Genomic DNA, 20244 nt, shown 5'->3' with positions numbered 1-20244 from the left:
TCTGCCGGGATCTTCTTTTTTCAACTCTCAGGAACTTACTTTTGCAGGCCATCCAAAATAGCGCACTGGGGTTGATCGTCACCGCAACAACTGTCAGCTAATTGCTGTAACACCTTTTGCATCTGCTGCAATTCAGCCACTTTTTGTTTTATTTCATCAAGATGTACTTCAGCCAGCTGTTTTACTTCTCTGCTGCTTCGGTTTGGATCGCGCCATAAGCCTAACAAAGAGCTGATTTGTGCTATAGAAAATCCCAAAGTCCGGGCCTGCTTGATAAAGCCCAGCTGTTGCAACTGCTGACTGTTATATAATCTGTAGCCCGCGTCCGTTCTATTGGCTTTCAGCAACAGGCCCGCTTCTTCATAATACCGGATCATTTTGGCAGAAAGCCCTGTCTGCTTTGCGGCTTGCCCTATTGTCACCAAGGTTTTGACTAAAGTATTCATCATTTCACTCCTTAGCCTTCCAGCGCTGTAGCAGCAAAGCATTGCTGATCACCAGCAAACTACTGCTGGCCATAGCTGCACCTGCGATCACCGGATTTAAGTAACCCAAGGCAGCAAGAGGTATGCCCACTATATTAAAAATAAAAGCCCAAAACAGGTTTTGCTGAATTTTGCGGTAGCTAAGCCGCGCTATCTGCAAGGCTGCACTGACCAGAACTGGCTTACTTCGCATCAAGGTGATAGCCGAAGCGCTGACAGCAACTTCGGTACCACTGGCCATAGCGACACCTAAATCTGCCTGCGCCAAAGCAGGTGCATCATTAATGCCATCGCCGACCATAGCCACTTTATAACCTTGTTGCTGCCAGAGCCCAATGGCCGCAGCTTTCTCTGCTGGCAGCACTTCTGCTTTCCAGTCGCTGAGTTCCAGTTGCTGCGCTATTAAAGCAGCACTGGCCTTACTGTCGCCTGTTAACATAGCCACAGTAATGCCTTGTTGTTTTAATAAACGAACAGCGTGCAGCGCATCAGGCTTTAGCTGATCGGTAAAACAAAACAATGCCAATAAGCGATAACTTTTACCTTGCTGTTTTGCTAACCAGGACACTGAAGCGCCGCTGGTGTGGACCTGCTCAAGAGGTAACTCCAGTTCAAGTTGCTGCATCCAGTGACTGCTGCCAAGCACTAAATGATGCCCTTGCACCTTGCCCTGTACACCTTTGCCTGCAATCACCTGAAACTGCTCTGTTTCAACAGCAGTCACCTGATGTTCAGTGGCATAACGAAGCAAAGCTTTGGCTAAAGGGTGTTCGCTGTGTTGCTGCAACGAAGCTGCCCAAAGTAAAAGGTTGGGCTCATCGACAAAAGTGCTGAATTGCTGCAGTTCGGGTTTGCCTTGAGTTAAGGTGCCGGTTTTATCAAACACTACTAAGGTCACTGCTTTGGCTTGCTCTAAAGCGCTGGCATCTTTGATCAAAATACCAGAGCGTGCTGCTGAGCCTGTGCCTGCCATAATAGCTACAGGTGTTGCCAGACCCAAAGCGCAAGGACAGGCAATCACCAGCACAGCCACTGCATTTAAAATACCTGCCACCCAGTCTGCGGTGATCAACCCCCAGCCCAGTAAAGTCACTACAGCAATGACTAACACCACAGGCACAAAAATGGCGCTGATTTTATCCACTAAGGCCTGCACCGGTGCTTTAGCGCCTTGTGCCTGCTCCACCAGTTGAATAATACGCGACAAGGTTGATTCAGCTCCAACCGCTGTCGCTCTGAGTTGTAATACCCCATCCAGATTGACAGAACCACCTGTGACTTTGTCGCCCAGACTTTTACTGACAGGCACAGACTCCCCGCTGATCAGCGCTTCATCGACATGACTTTGGCCTTGTTCAACTAAAGCATCAACTGGGATACGTTCACCAGGTTTGACCAACACCAGATCACCCTTCTTTACCACTTGCGCTTTGACTTCAAGCCAAAGCCCGTTTTGAAACAAAGTAGCCACAGCAGGTTTTAAATTCTCCAGCGCCCGCAGCGCATCAGTGGTACGTCGTTTTGCTTTCTGTTCCAGATATTTACCCAGTAAAACCAGACTTAATACCGCACTGCTGCTTTCAAAATACAAATGGGGCTCGCCATGCTGGCCATGTAATGCATCAAAACTCCACCATAAATACAACGACAAGCCATAAGCGGCGCTGGTGCCAATAGCCACCAGCAGATCCATAGTGCCACTGCCCGCCTTTAATGCTGCCCAGCCTGCTTTATAAAAACGCGCGCCAAAATAAAACTGCACTGGTGTCGCCAGCAGCCATTGCCATAAAGATGGCAACATCCAATCTAGTCCAAACAGCAAACCAAACATCGGCAACACCAAAGGCAAGGTCAGTGCAATACTTGCGATAGCGGGCCAGTACTCTTGTTGGTAAAAAGCAGTTGTAGTGACTGCTGCTGTTGGGGTTTCTGTCGGCAAACCAGCTTGATATCCGGCCTGCTCTACTGCGGCTATCAGCAGTTGTGGTGCAAGCGCTTCCCCTGTGACTGTTGCAGTTTCAGTGGCAAGATTCACGCTGGCTTGTTGTACGCCGCTGACTTTAGCTAAAGCTTTTTCAATACGGCCAACACAGGAAGCACAGCTCATTCCGCTGATGCTCAGTTGGATTTGTTCAGACATAATATGACTCCGGACAAGAAGGGCCAAGGCCCGATATGAATAAGGCTAAAGCTTGCCCTCAGGGTAAGGTCAACTTAATAAATTTTATAGTAAGACTTGACCTTACCACAGCAGAAGCTTTCATCATGTTCGCGAACTCACAAAGAGCGCAAAGAGGAAATAGTGAATGAAGACAGAATTGAAAGTAACAGGCATGAGCTGTAATCACTGCATTAGCCTGGTAAACAAAGCCATCACAAAACTACAGGCCGATGCCAAAGTGACAGTAGATTTGGCGTTGCAGCAGGTACAGGTAGAAAGTTCTTTAGCAACAGAAGATCTGATTGCAGCTCTGGATGAAGCCGGTTTCCCGGCTACTCTGAGCGACTAAAAATGGCGCTCTGGCTGCTCAGCTACAAAAAGGCAAAGCAGCTAAAGCGGATTCAAACTGATAGGAAAAACCGGCAATTTTTTGCGATTTTGTACTCAATACTCTTCTGCCTGGTGTAGCAGTGGTAGTTTTTGGCTCAAACTCCGGAGCAGGCAAGGAGGCCAGTTCACAGGCCGTCAGGTAAAACTCAGCTTTGGAACAAAAGACAGGGCTGGATAAGTTAAACAGCTCTGGCCATAACTGCTGCTGGACAATGGCAGAGACGGCGGCACAAATATCACTGCTGTGCACCATATTCACAGCGACATCAGCTGGACCTGCCTGTTTACCGGATAAAAACCGTGCCGGATGACGGCCAGGGCCAATTAAACCTGCCAGGCGTAAAGTGCAACAAGGGACAGCCTTGTTCAGCACTTGTTCCGCAGTAGCCAATACTTCTATACGTGCGTCGGCCAGTTGCAACTCAGTTTGCTCGTCCACTTCTCCGGTTAAACCTTCGTAGATCCCGGTGCTGCTCAAATGAATGCAAGCTAAAGAGCCACAATTTTTCATCAGGGTCGCAAGTTGGGCAACAGCTCTGTTGTACCCTTCGCCGTCGGTGCGGCTGGCTGGCACAGTACAAATAATAAGGGCGTCTTTAAATAAGCTTTCCAGCTCTGCTGTTGGCCTGACGGATTGGGCTAAATCTAAAACAAAATGACCAAACTGTTCAGCAACCACTGAAGATTTGGTGATATTGCGGCTGCTGAGCCATAACTCATGCCCGTCAGCCTTGAGTCGGGTTGCCAGTTGAGTCCCTAACCAGCCTGCACCTATCACTAAAATTTTCATCTCTGACACCTTCCCAAACTTACTGATGAATTTGATGGTAACAGAATATCTACTGCGACTTTTATCAAATTTTAAGTAATTTCCGCTAACACACTGATCTTTATTGATCCGCATCAACATAACAGACAGACAAAAAGCGTAGCTTAGTGTTCACTTATGCTGATGTATGAGTTTTAGCAACTTATTGGTGTTGCATTCTAAGCACCAGACCAGGCCCACAGTTCCAGATCGAGGAGCAATCCGAATGGATGTTGTAGAACTATCACGGTTACAATTTGCCGCTACGGCAATGTATCACTTCTTATTTGTGCCCTTAACTTTAGGCATGGCCTTTTTGCTGGCTATTATGGAGTCAGTTTATGTCATGACAGGTAAAGAAATTTACCGCGATATGACGAAGTTCTGGGGCAAGCTGTTTGGTATAAACTTCGCTTTGGGGGTCACCACTGGCATAGCGATGGAATTCCAGTTTGGTACCAACTGGTCTTATTATTCGCATTATGTCGGCGACATTTTTGGTGCACCTTTGGCCATTGAAGGCCTGATGGCATTTTTCCTTGAATCCACTTTAGTAGGCTTGTTCTTTTTTGGCTGGGACCGCTTGTCGAAAGTGCAGCATTTGACGGTGACCTGGCTGGTGGCTCTGGGCTCAAGCTTATCAGCTTTATGGATTTTAGTTGCCAACGGCTGGATGCAGCACCCGGTTGGCTCTGAATTTAATTTTGAAACCATGAGAATGGAAATGGTCAGCTTCAGCGAAGTGGTATTGAACCCGGTCGCTCAGGTGAAATTTGTGCATACGGTTTCTGCAGGTTATGTCACAGGCGCTATGTTTGTGCTGGCGATTTCAGCCTGGTATATGCTCAAAGGCCGTGATTTAGCTTTTTGCCCGCCGCAGTTTTGCCATTGCTTCAGCTTTTGGTTTAGCCAGTATTTTATCTGTGATTGTGTTAGGCGACGAATCTGGTTATGAGCTGGGTGATGTGCAAAAAGTAAAACTGGCCGCTATAGAGGCTGAGTGGAAAACGCATCCGGCACCAGCAGACTTTACCTTGTTTGGTCTGCCCAATGAAGAAACTCAAACCACAGACTACGCCGTCAAAATACCTGGCGCTATGGGCCTGATAGCCACACGTTCTCTGGATAAAGAAGTGATGGGGCTGGCTGAACTGAAAGAGCTGCACCGTGCACGAATTCTCAATGGCCAGCTCGCTTATGGCCTGTTGAAAAAACTGCGGGCCGGTGAAAAAACGCCGGAAAATATCGCTGCTTTTGATTTAGTAAAAAATGATTTGGGTTATGGCTTACTGCTGATGGCTTACACAGAAGATCCTGTCAATGCTACACCTGAACAGATTGAACAAGCGGTACAAAACAGCATTCCCAAAGTAGCGCCGCTGTTCTGGTCCTTCCGTATTATGGTGGCGGCAGGCTTTATTATGCTGCTGGTATTTGCATTGTCCTTTTATCACAGTGCCAAACGTACACCGGAAAAACCACGCTGGTTATTAAAGGCCGCTATTTTCTCCCTACCTTTACCATGGATTGCCTGTGAAGCAGGCTGGTTTGTCGCTGAATACGGCCGTCAGCCCTGGGCTGTAGGTGAAATATTACCTACTCATATGGCCGCGTCTCAACTGACAGCAGGTGAAATTTGGATCAGCTTATTGGCTATTACCGCGCTTTATACAGTGTTTTTGATCATCGAAGTCTGGTTGATGCAGCATTTCGCCCGTAAAGGCCCTGCGTCTATTCATACCGGTAAGTATCACGGCGAACAGGCCCGGGAGGTTTAACATGGATTATGAATTTTTACGTTTTGTCTGGTGGTTGCTGGTCGGTGTATTGCTGATTGGTTTTGCAGTGACTGATGGTTTTGATATGGGTGTAGGTGCGCTGTTAAAAGTCATAGGCAGGGACGATACTGAACGTCGTATTCTGATCAATGCAGTAGCGCCGCACTGGGATGGCAATCAGGTGTGGCTGATCACCGCTGGTGGTGCCTTGTTTGCGGCCTGGCCCCCGGTGTATGCCACAGCGTTCAGTGGTTTTTATCTGGCCATGATGCTGACACTGGCGGCTTTATTCTTACGCCCTATCGGCTTTGATTACCGCTCTAAACTGGATAATGCCAAATGGCGCAGCAACTGGGACTGGGCTTTAACCGCAGGTTCTGCCATACCTCCGATTATTTTTGGTGTGGCTTTTGGCAACCTGTTGCAAGGTGTTCCTTTCCACTTTGACGACTTGCTGCGGATTTATTACACAGGCTCGTTCTGGGCATTATTAAACCCCTTTGCCTTGCTGGTCGGGGTACTGAGTTTGCTGATGTTTATCAATCAGGGCGCTTGTTATCTGCAAATGAAAACCGAAGCCCCACTGCGCCAGCGCGCTCAGGCTGTATCAATGATCTGCGCAACTCTGGCCGCACTACTGTTTGTTATAGCTGGTGTCTGGCTGGCTGCTGCAGGTATGGGCTATAAAGTGACCAGTGTGATTGACAGCAATGCGATTAACAGTGCTGTGACTAAAACTGTGGAACACAACTCAGGCGCATGGTTCAGTAACTATGAAAGTTATCCGTTGCTGTGGATTTTCCCTGTGTTGGGTGTAGCTGCCTTCCTGCTCTCAGCTTTTTTCAGCAAACTGGCCAAAGGCTGGCAGTCTTTTGTTGCGTCATCACTCGCCATCACAGGGGTCATTATGACTGCAGGAGTGTCTATGTTCCCATTTATTCTGCCGTCCAGCAGCATGCCCAATCATAGCCTGACCATGTGGGACGCGACATCCAGTGAGCTGACGTTAAAAATTATGTTTGTCGTGGCCTGTATTTTTGTACCTATAGTGCTGGGTTACACCTTGTGGTGTTACTGGAAAATGTGGGGCCGCTTAAACCGCAACTCCATCAGCAGCAACAGCCATTCATTGTATTAAGGAGCAGAGTTATGTGGTATTTCACCTGGATTTTAGGCGTATTACTGGCCTGCTCTTTTGGCATTATTAACGCGATGTGGCTGGAGTTTAATGGCTATCCCGGCGAAGAGGATAAGCCATCAGAGTAACTAAGGACAGCCTGCCCATGCAGTCATTAAGGCAATTAGTCCAGTCAGAGAGAAACCGTCTGCACCTTGCTATAGCGCTGGGTGCAACGGCATCGTTGCTGATGATCTGGCAATGCTGGTTACTGGCTACTTTATGCAATCTGGCGTTACATCAGCAGCAGATCCCTGCCGATCTGCTGCTGCATATTTTAGTGCTTTGGCTGCTGCGGCCTGTGCTACTGGCCGCCAAAGATTTACTCGGGCTTGCTGCCAGCCAAAAGCTGCGCACCGCTGTCCGGTATCAGTTGCTTGGCATCATCAGTCAGGCAGGACCGCTGCGGCAACGTATTGCTGCAGACGGTGATTTATCTACCCGCTTATTAGAACAGGTAGACGCGCTGGACCCTTATATCAGTCGTTATTACCCACAGCTCTATCTGGTAGTGCTCTGCCCTTTGTTTATCTCTGTCGCTGTAGCCAGTCAAAGCCTGTTAGCCGCGCTGCTGCTATTGGCCACAGCTCCACTTATCCCACTGTTTATGATTTTGTTGGGTAAAAAAGCAGCAGAAGCCAGTCAGCAGCAAGTTCAGGCTCTGGGTTTATTGGGCGGGCGTTTTCTGGAGTTTTTACGTGGTGCTGCTTTGATCCGGCAATTGCAAGCCGAGCCACTGGTGTTAAACCGGTTAAACAATGCCAGTGAAGAGTACAGAAGCCGCACCATGTCAGTGCTGAGCAAAGCCTTTTTATCCGGTGCTGTACTGGAGCTTTTTGCGTCCTTAGCTATAGCCTTGGTCGCTTTGTATTTAGGTTTGGGTTTACTTGGCGAGTTGCCCTGGGCTAAAGCGCAAATTCCGGTTTCTTATCAACCGGCACTTTTTATCTTACTCATGGCACCAGAGTTTTATGCACCACTTCGTCAACTGGGTGCTGATTATCATGCCAAAGCTCAGGCCGAAGCCGCTTTTGCCAGTCTGGCTCCGATCTGGGCTCTGCCTGTGTGCACTGGAGGCGATACTCAGGCCCCGACAGAGCCAGTGGTTATTGAGTTTCAGCACCTAAGTCTATTGGGGTCAGAACACAGAGCTGCACTGCTTAAGGATATTCAGCTGCAAGTTCAACCTCAGCAACGTATTGGCATTATTGGCCCAAGCGGTGCAGGAAAAACCAGTCTGCTGGAAGCTTTACTGGCTTTTCAGCAGCCGGATCAAGGTCAGATCCGGATTGCGGATCACAACCTGACAGAATTGGATTTAACCCAGTGGCGACGGCAACTGCTGTATTTGTCGCAACAGAGCCAGTGGTTAAGTGGCACAGTGCGCAGCAATTTGCTGTTGGCAAAACCACAAGCGACAGAGCAAGAACTGCAGCAGGTGTTGCAACAGGCGCTTTGTGCCGACTTTGTGTTTGCTTTACCTCAAGCTTTGGACACAGAACTGACAGAAGGCGGAATAGGCCTTTCAGGGGGGCAATTACAGCGTCTGGCGCTTGCCAGAGCCTTATTAAAACCAAGCTGGCTTTGGCTGCTGGATGAACCCGCGTCTATGCTGCCCGTTGAGCAACAAAGGCAGTACTTTCAACAACTAGAGCTGTTAAGCCGTGGCAAAACCTTACTGCTGGCGACACATCAATTGCAGCACCTGCAGTGGCTGGACCAAGTGTGGCTTATAAATGAGGGCCAGATTATTGCCACAGGTTCTGTGGCAGACATTCAGGCTCACCCTCTGTATCAGGCCAGCTACAGCCAGGAATCAACATGAAGGATCAACTGAAGCTTTCAGCTTTGATGCGCCAGCACTGGCGCTGGTGGTTACTTAGCCTGACGCTAGGGGCTGTTACTCTCGGCAGTGTGATGGGGTTACTGACAGTGTCTGGCTGGTTTATTACAGCAGCTGCAGCGGCAGGTTTACAGCTTGCTGGTGCAGGCACTTTTAACTACTTTAGCCCTGGAGCTCTGATCCGCTTTTTTGCCATCAGCCGGACAGCCAGCCGTTATTTTGAACGTTTAAGCTCGCATCAGGCTGTTTTGTTATTGCTGCAACAATTAAGACTTTGGTTTATGCGGCGCTTTTTAGCCAGCAGTTTCAGGCCTGATACCCAATCAGCGGATCTGTTGCAACGGCTAATCACTGACATAGACCGACTGGATCAATGGCCTTTACGTGTAGTCGCTCCGGTATTCTGGGCTTGTCTTATCAGCTCTGGCTGGCTGGCGGCGCTTTGGTTTTGGCAAGCAGAACTGGCTCAGATCGCTTGGATTTATCTGCTGGTGTTGCTGTGTGTGCCAGTGCTTGGAGTTGCATTGGGTTATCACAGAGCCTGTACTTTAGTTGAGCTGGCATCACAGCGCCGACACGAGTTATTGGAACCTTTATCCGCTTTAACTATGTTGCAACTGCATCAGGGTTGGTCAGGCGCAGAGCAACAATGGCAACACACAGAACAACAGTACCAAGCGTTGTTATGGCGTCAGCAATTGCTGGACTTGTTTTGCCAGTTTTTGCTGCTCAGCGCTATTGCCCTGATGAGTTTTCATTTGTTAGTGACAGCTTTGCCATTGTTACAACACCAACAGATCAGCATAGCGGCTTTGGTGGCTCTGCTGATGTCGGCTATGGCTTTACCAGAGATCTGGTTACCGCTGGCCACTTTGTATCGCCATCTGGCCGACAGCAAGATGGCAAAACGACGCTTAAATCAAATTCAACCAGCGACCGAAAACGGCAGATTCAGCACTGTGGAAGGGCCTTTGCGATTAGAGCTGCAACAGCTGTCTGTGGGTTTTCCGGGGGCTGTGCAACACACATTACCACTGACGATCAAGTTAAAAGCAGGTGATCTGTTATGGCTGCAAGGCCCATCAGGTGCAGGGAAATCAGCTTTTCTCAGCACGCTGGCTGGGTGGCTGCCGCCTTTGTCGGGCCAGGTTTTGCTTAATGGCACAGAGTTACAGCAGTATAGGTCCAACACTCAAAGGCAACAGATCAGCCTGCAGTCTCAGCATATCAGCTTGTTTAATATGACACTGGCGGCTAACTTGCGTCTGGCGAAACCAGAAGCCAGTGACGAAGAATTACGCCAAGCCTTAGCTGATACTGTATTAAGCGAATGGGTAACCACTTTGCCGCAAGGGCTTGAAACAGAACTCGGCGAATATGGTGTTGCTGTATCTGGTGGACAAGCCAGACGTATAGCGCTAGCCCGTTTGTTATTACAAAATACCAGCATCCTGTTGCTTGATGAGCCTTTCGTCGGGCTGGACCCAACCACCGCACAGCAATTAATCCACAACCTTCGCCGTCGTTGTCATCAGCACATTTTGATCATCACCAGCCATCAGCCCTTCGCAGTGGATACAAACTGCTATCAATTACAACTAAAGGTGTTGTAAATCAAATAAAAAGATCAACTACAGCACTGTCTTTGACTATGTTTAACAGGCCATAGCTGCGTATTTATCTTAAATCACAATGCTAAAATTGATAAATATGAAAAAACTAGTAATTCGATTCGGCGAGCTGTATAATTCGTGCGACAAAGGTTAATGCAATTGTAAAAAGGTACAAGGGCTTAACTCAGTCAAAGTAGGCAAGGACACCTCACCTGAAGCAAGGTCGCATACCTTATAGAAACCAAAAACTTAGTCAAGGTTGACTGCAGATATCTAAGAAGGCTGACATCATTTGGCCTTTGATGAAGTACTACACTATAAAATCGATGAGGATACCCTATGTTAAAACGTAAATTACTGGCAGCAACTATTGCCGCAACTTTGTGCGGCACCAGTCAGGCCGCAGTAGACATTAATGGTTTTGCGTCGATCAAAGGCGGTATGGCACTTGGCAGTGGCGACGAGCTGTATGGCTACGACGATGACTTCAGCTTTAAAAATGAAAGTCTGGCAGCACTGCAGGTCAAGTCAGATTTAGGCGATAAACTATCGATCACTGCTCAGCTGTTAGGCCGTGGCGCTAACGACTGGGACGTTAAATTTGAATGGGCTTTTTTAAGTTACGATTTAACCGATACTCTGCGTGTGAACGCAGGTCGTTTAAGAACTCCGTTTTACAAATACTCAGACTTCCGTGATGTGGGTTATGCCTACGATTGGTCACGCGTGCCACAAAGTGTCTATGGTTTAGGCTTTGATAATATCGAAGGCGCTTCGTTATACCATACGACTACCCTGGGTAATTTTGACTCATCCTTGCAGTTAATTGTCGGCAGTTATGACGGCGATGCCGCCATTGGTGATGCAGCAGCAGAAGCCCAAATTGATAATGTGACAGGTATAGCCTGGGAACTGGGCCAGGATGGATATTCATTCCGTATGGCTTACCTGGTCGGTAAAACCACATTCTATGTTGACCAACTGGATAACAGCGCTACAGGTTTATATGCCCAATTAAGAGCTTTTGGCTTAGGTGCATTGGCAGGTGAATTGGATATAGTAGATGAGTCGAGCTCTTTTGCCGGTATTGGTTTTAACATTGATAAAAATGACTGGCTGGTGGTGTCGGAAATCACCAAAGCTTCAGTAGATAACTCCTTTATCTCTGATCAGGAATCCTACTACATTTCTATTGGTCACCGCTTTGACAACATCACACCTTATGTGTCTTTTGAAAAAGAAGACAATGATGCCAAGACTGAAATTTATGCTGGTGTGCCGACAGCTTCACCTATTTTTGGTCCGGTGGCTGGTTTGGTGAACCAAATGGAGACTGAACGTAACAGCATCAACGTCGGTGTGCGTTATGATTTCCACCCTTCAGCTGCATTTAAAGCTCAATATACCAACGCAGACAATAAAACGGCTGATCGCAAAGACAGCGTCTTGGTTGTTGGCGTAGATTTGGTGTTTTAAGGAATCCACTTATGTTTAAAAAATTACTGTTAATTCCTGCCCTGACTCTGAGCTTTATGGCTTTTGCCAATGTTGCAGTGATAGTTCACCCATCCAATGCGGCGACTTTGTCGCAGGATGACATCAATAAACTATTTACCGGTCGCGCCAAAAGTTTTACCGATGGCAAAGCTGCTGAACCAGTGAATCTGGCCGAAGGCGTTGCAATTCGAGCTGACTTCGACCAAAAAGCTTTGGGCCGTTCTTCCAGCCAAATGAAAGCCTATTGGTCTAAACTGGTATTTACTGGTAAAGGCACCCCACCTAAAGAAATGGCGTCTGAACAGGAAGTGCTGGATGCAGTGGCGAAAAACCCTGCAGCTATTGGTTACGTCAGTGCGGGCGCAGTAACTGGCGGTGTCAAAGTTGCCTTAACACTGAACTAGAGGTTGTCCAGGCAGGTGACGCACTCACCTGCCTTTGTTGTAAGCCTTATTCTGGATACTACTTATGCTGAAACACCTGAGTTTACTAAAAAAAATCTGGCTTATTATTGCCATCGCAATCTTAGCTTTTTTAATAGTACTGACCTCATCTATTTACTTTACGGCCCGCAATGCTGACAGCATTGTGCTGATTAAAGACAAAATGTATGACAGTTCTAAACTTGCCTCCCAAATGGTGGTGGAATTTAATGCGGTCGAAGAATTTTTTACTCAGTCTGTTTCATTGTCAGATCCGGATATCCTCAGCACAGCAAAAACAACACAAGAGCGGGTGCTCGCTAATCTGGCCAAACTAAAACAACTGGACACAGCCAATCTGAAACAGCTGGAAACGCTGGAGCAAAACTTTAGTGCTTATGCCAAAGCCGCTGCAGAAATTGCTCAGTCGATGATAGATGGCACTTTAGACATGAGTGCAGCCCAAAGCATTATTCAAAATAAGACCACTTTGTATGAAACGGCAAAAAGTGGTTTTGTTGCCTACGAAAAACAAACCGATGATAACTTCCAGCAAATTCTGGTGGATATGTCGGCCTCATCAGAACGCTCTGTATTAATCATTGTGTTATGCGGCACTGTCTTGTTGATTATTATGGCCGTCGTTGGCCATGTGATAGGCAGAAACATCAGCAAAACAGCCAATAACCTGGCCAGCTCTTTACAGGTGTTAGCCTCAGGCAAAGGTTCATTGTCCAGTCGTCTTTCTATCGACTCTGAAGATGAATTTGGCGCCGTGGCCCGCAACTTCAACGAATTTATTTCCTTATTGCAAAGCTCCTTTGTCGCCATAGCCCAGTTAGTGGATCCGGTCAGCCGCACTGCTGATGCCCTGGCCAAAGGCATGAAAGAGTTGGATAGCATGACAGGTCAGCAGAAAAACGACGCTGATACAGTGTCCCATTCCATGGAAGAAATGCAAAGCAGCGTCAAGGACATCAGCCAATCCGCCAATGCAGCTTCTGGCAGTGCCAATGATGCCAGCCGTTTGGCTAAACTGGGGTATGAAAAAACCACCTCTTCTGTGCAGGCTTCTAAAGATTTGGCAGGCGAAATAGCCCATACCAGCGCGGTGATCACTGAACTGGCAAAACAAACTCAGGAAGTGGGTGGTATTTTAAAAAGCATCAACGATATTGCCGACCAAACCAACTTACTGGCATTAAATGCTGCTATTGAAGCGGCGCGTGCTGGCGAACAAGGCCGGGGTTTTGCGGTGGTTGCAGATGAAGTACGTTTACTGTCGTCGCGCACAGCCTCTTCAGTTACTACTATTCGCGACTTGCTTGGCAAACTGACACAAAACGTCGACAGCGCCGTGCGTTTAATGGATCTGGCAGTGAACAAAGCCAATAACAGCGCAGTGCTGACAGCTGAAGCTGGCAGCTCTATCGAACTGATTAATCAGGAAATTGACAAAATTAATATGGTCAATGCCCAAATCGCCACGGCCACTGAAGAGCAAACTATGGTGGCCAGTTTAGTGCTGGACAATACCCACCAAATGGCCGACTCATTCAGCAGAACTATTCAGGTGCAAAATACAGTGGCTGATATATCAGACCAGCTGCGTGGTCTGGCTCAGGAACTGAATACTGTGTCGTCCAAGTTCAGGGAGTAAAGAGTTTAGAGAATAAAGAGTTCTGAAACTAAAAAGTTCAGCAATAAAAAATTACGGCTGCTGCCAATGGCGCAGCCGTACTCTATTTGGCTTCCCTTTGATGTCCTACCGCTTAGTCTGCTGTCCTCAGCTGAAATTGCTGGCATATAACATCAGCCAAAGCCGGGGCCTGTTTTAACTTTTCCTGATCCTGCAAGCTACAACTGGGCAAGTCAGCCACTTGTTTTGTGTGTTGGGATAATAAAGACAAGGCACCATTGGCTAAGAGTTGCAAAGCCCACTGGCTGGAACTGGCAGCACAGTTTCCTAGTATCAGATCGGCCCCTGAGGCTAAAGCATCCTCTTTAACCTGAACACAAAGTTCTGGATTTTGGCTGTTTTGTAACTGAACAAAACCTTGTTGCCCCGCTTTCCAGTTCCACTGCTGACAGCTTTGATCAACCCAATTTTGTTGAGTCACTGCTGCACCGCTCTGTGCACTGCAGCCTTGAGTGCTCCAGACTTTGCCACTTTGCCTGCTACTCAGCACAGTGTTGCCTGTGGGTAACAATAACCAGTCGTCACATAACTCTGCTTCATCCCCTGCTTTACAGGCCATTGAGCTTAATGCCTTTTGTTCCGCAGCATTTAATAACTGATAGTAGCCATCAGTGCCCGCTTTCAACTGCCATTGCTGTGTTGGCTGATTGACCCAGGCCGACAATTCGCGCTCTGCCCCAATAAATAAACCAGCCTCATCAGCTAGTCGATAACGGCCTTTGGTGGTTGGATCAATAATCCAGTGGCCTTGCTCAGTACAACTTTGTTCTGTCAAACCTTGCTCCGCTGGCGTCAGACATAGCTGGCTAGAGCGATTGATTAACTGCCATTTCACACCTTGTGGTACCACGGTCAGAGGACCATTTTCGCCGGAAGGCGCTGCCACTGTCTGGCCTTCAGGCACCGGAGTGCCAAAATCCGGTGTACCATCCGCCTTGAAGCTGAAAGGCTGAGCTCTTACTGAACGGCTGGCACCGCAGCCATCGGTTGCTTTGTTATTACCGTGATACACCAGCCAGTTTTCTGTGCCATCCGGTGAGGTAAAAAAGCCATTATGGCCAGGACCAAACACGCCATTCCCCCGCTCAAACACAGGTTGCTCTGCTTTCACCCATGAACTGGCATCCATAGGACTGTCACCCACCAGTTCCAGCAAGCCCAGTTTATAATCCGGTGTGTCACAGTAGCTGGCTGAATAAATCACAAAAGTCCGGCCATCGCGTTTCAATACTTCAGCGCCTTCATTCACCTTACGGCCTGATTGCTCCCAGGGCAATGAAGGGCGGGATAACACCATGCGCTCGCCGGTTAAAGTCCAGGGATTGGACATTTCGCTGATCCAATTCAGTTGTTCGTCCCCGACCCATTCCGACCACAACAGATACAATTTTCCGTTGTGCTCCAGATAGTTGCCGTCAATATTCCAGCTATCCGGCATAGGAGAACCTTTGTACTGATAAGGCCCCATAGGATCGTCACCAGCACTTTCCAGCACAGACAAATGCTGACCATCTAAATTTTCCTGTTTGCCCGAGGTATACATCATGTACCAGCGTGGACCATCAGGGCCTTGCAAACGATGAAATTCAAAAGCCCAGAAGTTGCAGCAGCTTTTTGGGTTGGTTTCAGACCAGACATTCACCGGGGTGGCCGTAGCTAAACCGGCCAGAGTTGGCGATTTACGCATCACCAGCTGAGAAGTCCAGGTGGTGGTGGTCAGGTAATAATTGCCTTGCCAGTATTCCAGCCAGGGATCAGCGCCGTTAGCAAACAAAGGGTTAGTAAAACTTTGGTCTTCAATTGCTGCTGTAGCCGCTTCAACTGGCGCGGCAGCGACTGAAACTACATCGCTGTTTTTTTGTTCTGGCGAGCACGCAGCCAACACACTAAGTAAGCAGATCGCCAATGGCATACAGTACCCTTTTAAGCCGGGTAAAGGCTTGGTTTTAAAAGTCATAGCTAACCCTGTCTGGTCTGTTGATTTTATATTTGTATTACAATAAGACTTTATGAGTCTAAAACGAAAAGCCGCCGAAAACAACAGGGGCGGACAGTTGTGTTTGCTATCCGCCCCCAGACTTACAACCTCTCCAGCAGCCACTGCTGATTGGTGCCGCCTGTGACTGTCCATTGCAGCACTTTGGCATCATTGGCTGTACTGGCACCACTGACATCCAGTACATGATTACTTAGCACAGAACGAATACGGCTATAACCGGCACCAGCATCTTCAATCAACCATTTTTGTCCGGCACCACCCCAGTAAGGCCATTGCGCTATGCTGGCTCCTGCAGCGGTAGACAATTCCCAAACATCCAGCGCCTGACCACTGTGGCTATTGATCAAACTATAACTGCCATCGCCCAGGCTAATTAATTGCCACTGCTGATGTAAGCCCGAACCTAAACTGTACTGCTCCACCATGGCACCATTGGCGGTTGAGGCATTGTCTAACGACAAATACTTGCCACTATGACGGGCTTTAATACGATATGTGCCTTCACTGACCCCACCACAACTGGTGACACTGAAATTGCGGGTTAAGCTTGGCCAGCCCGAACTAAAGCTCATTTTCAGCAGATCCAGCTTGGCATTACCAGCGTCGTTTAAGTCGTAATAGTGAGTGGACACATACTGGCAACCGCTGTCTTTTAATACTCCGACATGGCCTGGCCCTTTGTAATTGCCACTTTGATTAGGCAATAAACTGCGCTCGTTCTGATAAGGCCCCCAGACTGAGGTAGAGCGCGCAACCTGAATGTAATAACTGCTGTTACTGCCCTGACAACAAGCGCCGCGGTTCAGATACAAATAATAATAATTGCCCTGACGACTGATGTAGGGAGCCTCTATACTTTGATGATTACCGCCGTAAATATGCTGCACATTGCCAAGAGTTTTGCCTGTGGCTGGATTGATTTCGACCAGCCCTAAACCGCCAAAAAAGGAGCCATAACTCATATAAATCCGGCCATCGTGATCACGAAACAAGGCAGGGTCTATCGCATTAATATCGGTGCTGGCACCACTGGAACTGACCACCATGCCTAAATCCACCCAGTTTGGATTTTTCAGCGAAACACTGCGCGCCACACCAATAGCAGAACGCGAACTACCAAAAGTAGACACCGAATAATACAGGTAATAATAGCCTTTCATCTGAATCACATCAGGCGCCCAAAATGCACCGGCAAAGCCTGGCACAGCGCTGTTGATCCAGCCAGGCCAGCCAGATGGAAACACAGGGCTGGCTGTCGCAGACCAATGGGTCAGATTCGTAGAGGTGGAATACCAGATCCCTTGCCCTGTAGTGAAGTGAAAATAAGTGTCGCCGTCTTTGATAAGACCAGCCGGGTCGTGGGAGTTAGGCACTCCTGTAATAGTCACAGCTTGTACAGCAGCACAGAATAAACTCAAAAGGCCCAGCAGGCCGGATCGCCAGTAGCCTGACGGCCATTTTTTTGTATGTTGCATAGGTATGTCCTTGTCTGTCGTCATCATTATTTTTAGTGGTTATCGTTATTTGTAATACAATAACAACTAAATAAACTAGAACAGAAATTCACAAATGCAACTTTTGATTGCCGAAGAAGTGCAGCAATCAGTTTTTGAGTAACAGACTCTGATAACCCAACCAGTCTTTGTCATCAACCTGCGGCCAGCCGTTTTTATCCCAGTTTAAGGCGGTGATTTTCAACTTTTGCAGGCCGTTATCAGCCATCTCGTAGGCATGAAACACCAGATAATCTTTGCCGTCGAAGCCGTATACTGAGTTGTGGCCTAAACCTGGCCAGTCGCTGTTGCCTTTAAGCAATACAGAGCCGCCGCCAGCAGCTAAATCTTTGCCCTCTTTATCCAGATAAGGCCCGGTTAAGCTTTTAGAGCGCCCGACCACTATATGATAAGTGCTGTCTTTACCACGACAACATTTGCCATAAGAAACAAAGAGATAATAAAACTGATCTTTTTTGTAGATAAAAGGCGCTTCCAGCTCAGCAGGGCCTGGTTCGGCATCATCTAAAAATGCTGGCCGCTCTGCTTTGGCCAGTGTATGCCATTGTTCAGGCTGCGCTATACGGGTCAGGCTTTGGTCCAGCTTCACTAATTTCAGCCCACCCCAAAAGGAGCCAAAACTCATCCAGGCTTGGCCTTGTTCATCCAGAATGATGGCAGGGTCTATCGCATTCCATAAGTCACGTTGTGGCACAGACTGCAGCACTATGCCCTGATCCACCCATTGATACTTTGGATCTTGTGGATCCAAAGTAGTATTAACCGTGACTCCGATAGCCGAGGTATTTTTGCCAAAAGCGGAGATGGAGTAATACAGATAAAACTTACCCTGATGCTGAAAAATATCCGGCGCCCAGATATGGCCATCAAAGCTTGGCGAAACAGATTTTGCCCAGTCTGGCTCAGTCGCAAACACCCGACCACCTAAACGCCAGTTTTTTAAATCACTGGATTGATAAAAGGTAATGCCTGGCCCTGTGCTGTATAAAAAATACTGACTTTTTTCTTTGGCCATTACCGGATCATGAATACTGACTTGTTCAGCCTGTAATGGGTTTGCCAAAAGCATAGTGCTACTAAAAAGTGCCAACCTAAGTGCAGCAGCTCTGAAATTAAGCTTGCTCATGTCGTCCATCCTGTTTTAGTTGAATTTGTATTACAAATAGCATAAGTTCAACGCAGCAAGCAATAACGGGCAGAAACACCACTGCTTTAAGTTGCGCTGAAGACAACAAGAAAACTCTAAAAATAACCATATAAAACAAATAGATAATTACTATCATTCGGCAGAGCCTTCAATCTGTTTTCTGGCTTGCCAGCCGAATTCAATAGTAATACTATAAGATCATAAACCAAATAAATTAGGTTTTAGCATCAGGATCCAACCGCGTTTTAACGACGGATGAGAAAAACTGAGCATAAAACTGATGTAAACCACAGGGGAGTCGAATGGCAGGTTATAAACTTTCTGTCATGGAGAAAATTGGCTTTGGCGCCGGCGATATGGCCGTCAATGTCGTGATTTCTTCCATGATGCTGATCATCACGTTTTTTTACACTGATATCTTTGGTTTAAAAGCCTCAGACGTTGCGATTTTATTTTTGGTGGTGCGACTGATTGATGCAGTGACCGACCCTTTGATGGGCATGCTAACCGATAAATTTACCACCCGCTGGGGTCGCTATCGGCATTATTTCCTCTTTATGGCCATCCCTTTTGGCATCTCGGTATTTTTGACCTTCTCAACACCGGATCTGGATTACAACGGTAAGCTGGTGTGGGCTTATGCCACCTACATCTTCATCACCCTGATGTTTACGGCTGTCACTATCCCCTATATTTCCATTATTGGCGTTTTGACCGACTGCCCAAAGGAGCGTTTATCCGCCAATGGTTACCGTTTATTCTTCGCCAAAATTGCCGCCTTTTTAGTCACTATTATAGTGCCAGTATTAGCAGCACAGTGGGGCGAAGGCCAACTGGCAGCAGGTTATCAGGCCGCTATGGGATTGATGGGCGCTATGGCCAGTTTATTGTTTTTATTCTGCTTTTTTAATACCACTGAACGTTTGCAGCATCAGGTGGAAACCAAACCTTTTTTCAGTCAGCTAAAGCTGTTGCTTAAAAATGATCAGTGGCTGATTTTATGTGCTGTTTGTGTCACAGGCACTATTGGCTATGTCATTCGTGGCTCAGTGGCTGCTTATTACGCCAAATATTATCTGGGTGGTGATGCCACTATGCTGTCGGCTTTTTTATCTACCGGTGTGGTCGCCGCCATTCTGGCTATGGTGGCATCGACCTGGATCACCAAACATTACTGCAAAGTAAAACTGTTCCGTACAAGCCAGATTGTGGTAGCAGTATTAAGTGTGCTGCTGTTTGTGCTGGTGAAACCCGGTGATTTATGGCTGGCTTTTGTGTTGTATTTTTTACTCTCTTTTGTCGTGGATTTGCATGCGCCTGTGTTCTGGTCGGCCATAGCTGAGGCCGTAGATTACGGCGAACACAAAACCGGTCAGCGCGTATCAGGTTTAGCTTTTGGTGGTATTTCGTTTTGCCAGAAAGCAGGCATGGGCATAGCTGGTTTTGTGGTGGGTAGCTTATTAACCTTCTTTGATTATCAACCTGATCAAGTGCAAAGCGAATTCAGTTTATTGGGTATAGCACTGATGTTGTCGGTGATCCCTGGCTTCTTCCATTTGCTCATGGGCCTTTTGATGTACAAATACAAAATTACCGACAACTTTTATCAGGACATGGTGGCAGGCCACATTCAAAGCCCAAAGCCTGAGCCGGCAACACCGGCAGTCCAGCTGGTCAATGCCAAATAACACTTTTAAAATAGCGCACTGGA

The 20244-nt window shown here is 47.5% G+C and carries 15 protein-coding genes and 1 pseudogene; 10 read left to right on the top strand and 6 right to left on the bottom strand.

The annotated features are described in order from the left end of the window. Window positions 1-35: 35 nt before the first annotated feature. The gene (cueR, locus tag P3C17_RS03590; protein ID WP_346015648.1) at window positions 36-449 is read right to left on the bottom strand and encodes a Cu(I)-responsive transcriptional regulator; all 414 of its coding nucleotides are present in this window, start codon (window positions 447-449) and stop codon (window positions 36-38) included. A 1-nt stretch (window position 450) separates the two neighbouring features. Then, complete coding sequence (locus P3C17_RS03585; protein WP_300928136.1) at window positions 451-2625, bottom strand: heavy metal translocating P-type ATPase; 2175 nt, start codon at window positions 2623-2625, stop codon at window positions 451-453. Window positions 2626-2791: 166 nt separating this feature from the next. On the opposite strand from P3C17_RS03585, the gene P3C17_RS03580 reads away from it, so the two are divergent. After that, window positions 2792-2995, top strand: coding sequence for a heavy-metal-associated domain-containing protein (locus P3C17_RS03580; protein ID WP_300928135.1), 204 nt, complete (start codon window positions 2792-2794; stop codon window positions 2993-2995). A gap of 18 nt (window positions 2996-3013) precedes the next feature. On the opposite strand, the gene P3C17_RS03575 is transcribed toward P3C17_RS03580, so the two are convergent. Further along, complete coding sequence (locus P3C17_RS03575; RefSeq protein WP_300928134.1) at window positions 3014-3826, bottom strand: NAD-dependent epimerase/dehydratase family protein; 813 nt, start codon at window positions 3824-3826, stop codon at window positions 3014-3016. A 244-nt stretch (window positions 3827-4070) separates the two neighbouring features. Here P3C17_RS03575 and P3C17_RS03570 point away from each other — a divergent pair. The 8 genes and pseudogenes from P3C17_RS03570 to P3C17_RS03535 all read left to right on the top strand — a co-directional run bounded on the left by P3C17_RS03570 (window position 4071) and on the right by P3C17_RS03535 (window position 13834). After that, window positions 4071-5622: pseudogene (locus P3C17_RS03570) on the top strand (cytochrome ubiquinol oxidase subunit I). 1 nt (window position 5623) lies between these two features. Continuing rightward, window positions 5624-6760, top strand: a complete 1137-nt coding sequence (cydB, locus tag P3C17_RS03565) for a cytochrome d ubiquinol oxidase subunit II (RefSeq protein ID WP_300928133.1) — start codon at window positions 5624-5626, stop codon at window positions 6758-6760. Window positions 6761-6771: 11 nt separating this feature from the next. Beyond that, window positions 6772-6888 (top strand): cytochrome bd-I oxidase subunit CydX, encoded by a 117-nt coding sequence (cydX, locus tag P3C17_RS03560; protein ID WP_300928132.1) that lies wholly within the window; start codon window positions 6772-6774, stop codon window positions 6886-6888. Between the two features lie 17 nt (window positions 6889-6905). Further along, complete coding sequence (gene cydD, locus P3C17_RS03555; RefSeq protein WP_300928131.1) at window positions 6906-8624, top strand: thiol reductant ABC exporter subunit CydD; 1719 nt, start codon at window positions 6906-6908, stop codon at window positions 8622-8624. Then, entirely contained in the window at window positions 8621-10255 is a 1635-nt protein-coding gene (gene cydC, locus P3C17_RS03550) for a thiol reductant ABC exporter subunit CydC (protein WP_300928130.1), read from the top strand. Before cydD ends, cydC begins: the two co-directional genes overlap by 4 nt. Before the next feature lie 339 nt (window positions 10256-10594). Then, window positions 10595-11731 carry a hypothetical protein gene (locus P3C17_RS03545; protein WP_300928129.1) on the top strand — a complete coding sequence of 379 codons (1137 nt, stop codon included), beginning with the start codon at window positions 10595-10597 and terminating at the stop codon, window positions 11729-11731. Between the two features lie 11 nt (window positions 11732-11742). Next, window positions 11743-12156 carry a phosphate ABC transporter substrate-binding protein gene (locus P3C17_RS03540; RefSeq protein ID WP_300928128.1) on the top strand — a complete coding sequence of 138 codons (414 nt, stop codon included), beginning with the start codon at window positions 11743-11745 and terminating at the stop codon, window positions 12154-12156. Window positions 12157-12220: 64 nt separating this feature from the next. Then, window positions 12221-13834, top strand: coding sequence for a methyl-accepting chemotaxis protein (locus P3C17_RS03535; RefSeq protein ID WP_300928127.1), 1614 nt, complete (start codon window positions 12221-12223; stop codon window positions 13832-13834). 112 nt (window positions 13835-13946) lie between these two features. Here the strand turns inward: P3C17_RS03535 and P3C17_RS03530 are convergent, their stop codons facing one another. From P3C17_RS03530 to P3C17_RS03520, 3 genes are all read right to left on the bottom strand, one after another. After that, window positions 13947-15830: a family 43 glycosylhydrolase gene (locus P3C17_RS03530; RefSeq protein ID WP_300928126.1), complete on the bottom strand. Its 1884-nt coding sequence runs from the start codon at window positions 15828-15830 to the stop codon at window positions 13947-13949. A 122-nt stretch (window positions 15831-15952) separates the two neighbouring features. Further along, on the bottom strand, window positions 15953-17347 hold the full coding sequence (locus P3C17_RS03525; protein ID WP_300928125.1) for a family 43 glycosylhydrolase: 1395 nt from the start codon (window positions 17345-17347) through the stop codon (window positions 15953-15955). A gap of 127 nt (window positions 17348-17474) precedes the next feature. After that, window positions 17475-18512 carry an arabinan endo-1,5-alpha-L-arabinosidase gene (locus P3C17_RS03520; RefSeq protein WP_300928124.1) on the bottom strand — a complete coding sequence of 346 codons (1038 nt, stop codon included), beginning with the start codon at window positions 18510-18512 and terminating at the stop codon, window positions 17475-17477. A 323-nt stretch (window positions 18513-18835) separates the two neighbouring features. Here P3C17_RS03520 and P3C17_RS03515 point away from each other — a divergent pair, with 323 nt between their 5' ends. Then, window positions 18836-20221 carry an MFS transporter gene (locus tag P3C17_RS03515; protein ID WP_300928123.1) on the top strand — a complete coding sequence of 462 codons (1386 nt, stop codon included), beginning with the start codon at window positions 18836-18838 and terminating at the stop codon, window positions 20219-20221. The last annotated feature ends 23 nt before the right edge of the window (window positions 20222-20244 follow it).

The sequence above is a fragment of the Rheinheimera sp. 1928-s genome (assembly GCF_029269265.1).
GTDB lineage: Bacteria > Pseudomonadota > Gammaproteobacteria > Enterobacterales > Alteromonadaceae > Pararheinheimera.
Note: the sequence above shows the minus strand (reverse complement) of the source record. Positions and strands in the feature narration are given on the sequence as shown.

Coding starts and splice junctions, on each gene's coding strand:
- P3C17_RS03580 (WP_300928135.1), top strand. CDS start 2,792: ATGAAGACAGAATTGAAAGTAACAGGCATGAGCTGTAATCACTGCATT.
- P3C17_RS03525 (WP_300928125.1), bottom strand. CDS start 17,347: ATGCAACATACAAAAAAATGGCCGTCAGGCTACTGGCGATCCGGCCTG.
- P3C17_RS03515 (WP_300928123.1), top strand. CDS start 18,836: ATGGCAGGTTATAAACTTTCTGTCATGGAGAAAATTGGCTTTGGCGCC.
- cydX (WP_300928132.1), top strand. CDS start 6,772: ATGTGGTATTTCACCTGGATTTTAGGCGTATTACTGGCCTGCTCTTTT.
- P3C17_RS03530 (WP_300928126.1), bottom strand. CDS start 15,830: ATGACTTTTAAAACCAAGCCTTTACCCGGCTTAAAAGGGTACTGTATG.
- P3C17_RS03545 (WP_300928129.1), top strand. CDS start 10,595: ATGTTAAAACGTAAATTACTGGCAGCAACTATTGCCGCAACTTTGTGC.
- cydC (WP_300928130.1), top strand. CDS start 8,621: ATGAAGGATCAACTGAAGCTTTCAGCTTTGATGCGCCAGCACTGGCGC.
- P3C17_RS03540 (WP_300928128.1), top strand. CDS start 11,743: ATGTTTAAAAAATTACTGTTAATTCCTGCCCTGACTCTGAGCTTTATG.
- cydD (WP_300928131.1), top strand. CDS start 6,906: ATGCAGTCATTAAGGCAATTAGTCCAGTCAGAGAGAAACCGTCTGCAC.
- cueR (WP_346015648.1), bottom strand. CDS start 449: ATGATGAATACTTTAGTCAAAACCTTGGTGACAATAGGGCAAGCCGCA.
- cydB (WP_300928133.1), top strand. CDS start 5,624: ATGGATTATGAATTTTTACGTTTTGTCTGGTGGTTGCTGGTCGGTGTA.
- P3C17_RS03520 (WP_300928124.1), bottom strand. CDS start 18,512: ATGAGCAAGCTTAATTTCAGAGCTGCTGCACTTAGGTTGGCACTTTTT.
- P3C17_RS03585 (WP_300928136.1), bottom strand. CDS start 2,625: ATGTCTGAACAAATCCAACTGAGCATCAGCGGAATGAGCTGTGCTTCC.
- P3C17_RS03575 (WP_300928134.1), bottom strand. CDS start 3,826: ATGAAAATTTTAGTGATAGGTGCAGGCTGGTTAGGGACTCAACTGGCA.
- P3C17_RS03535 (WP_300928127.1), top strand. CDS start 12,221: ATGCTGAAACACCTGAGTTTACTAAAAAAAATCTGGCTTATTATTGCC.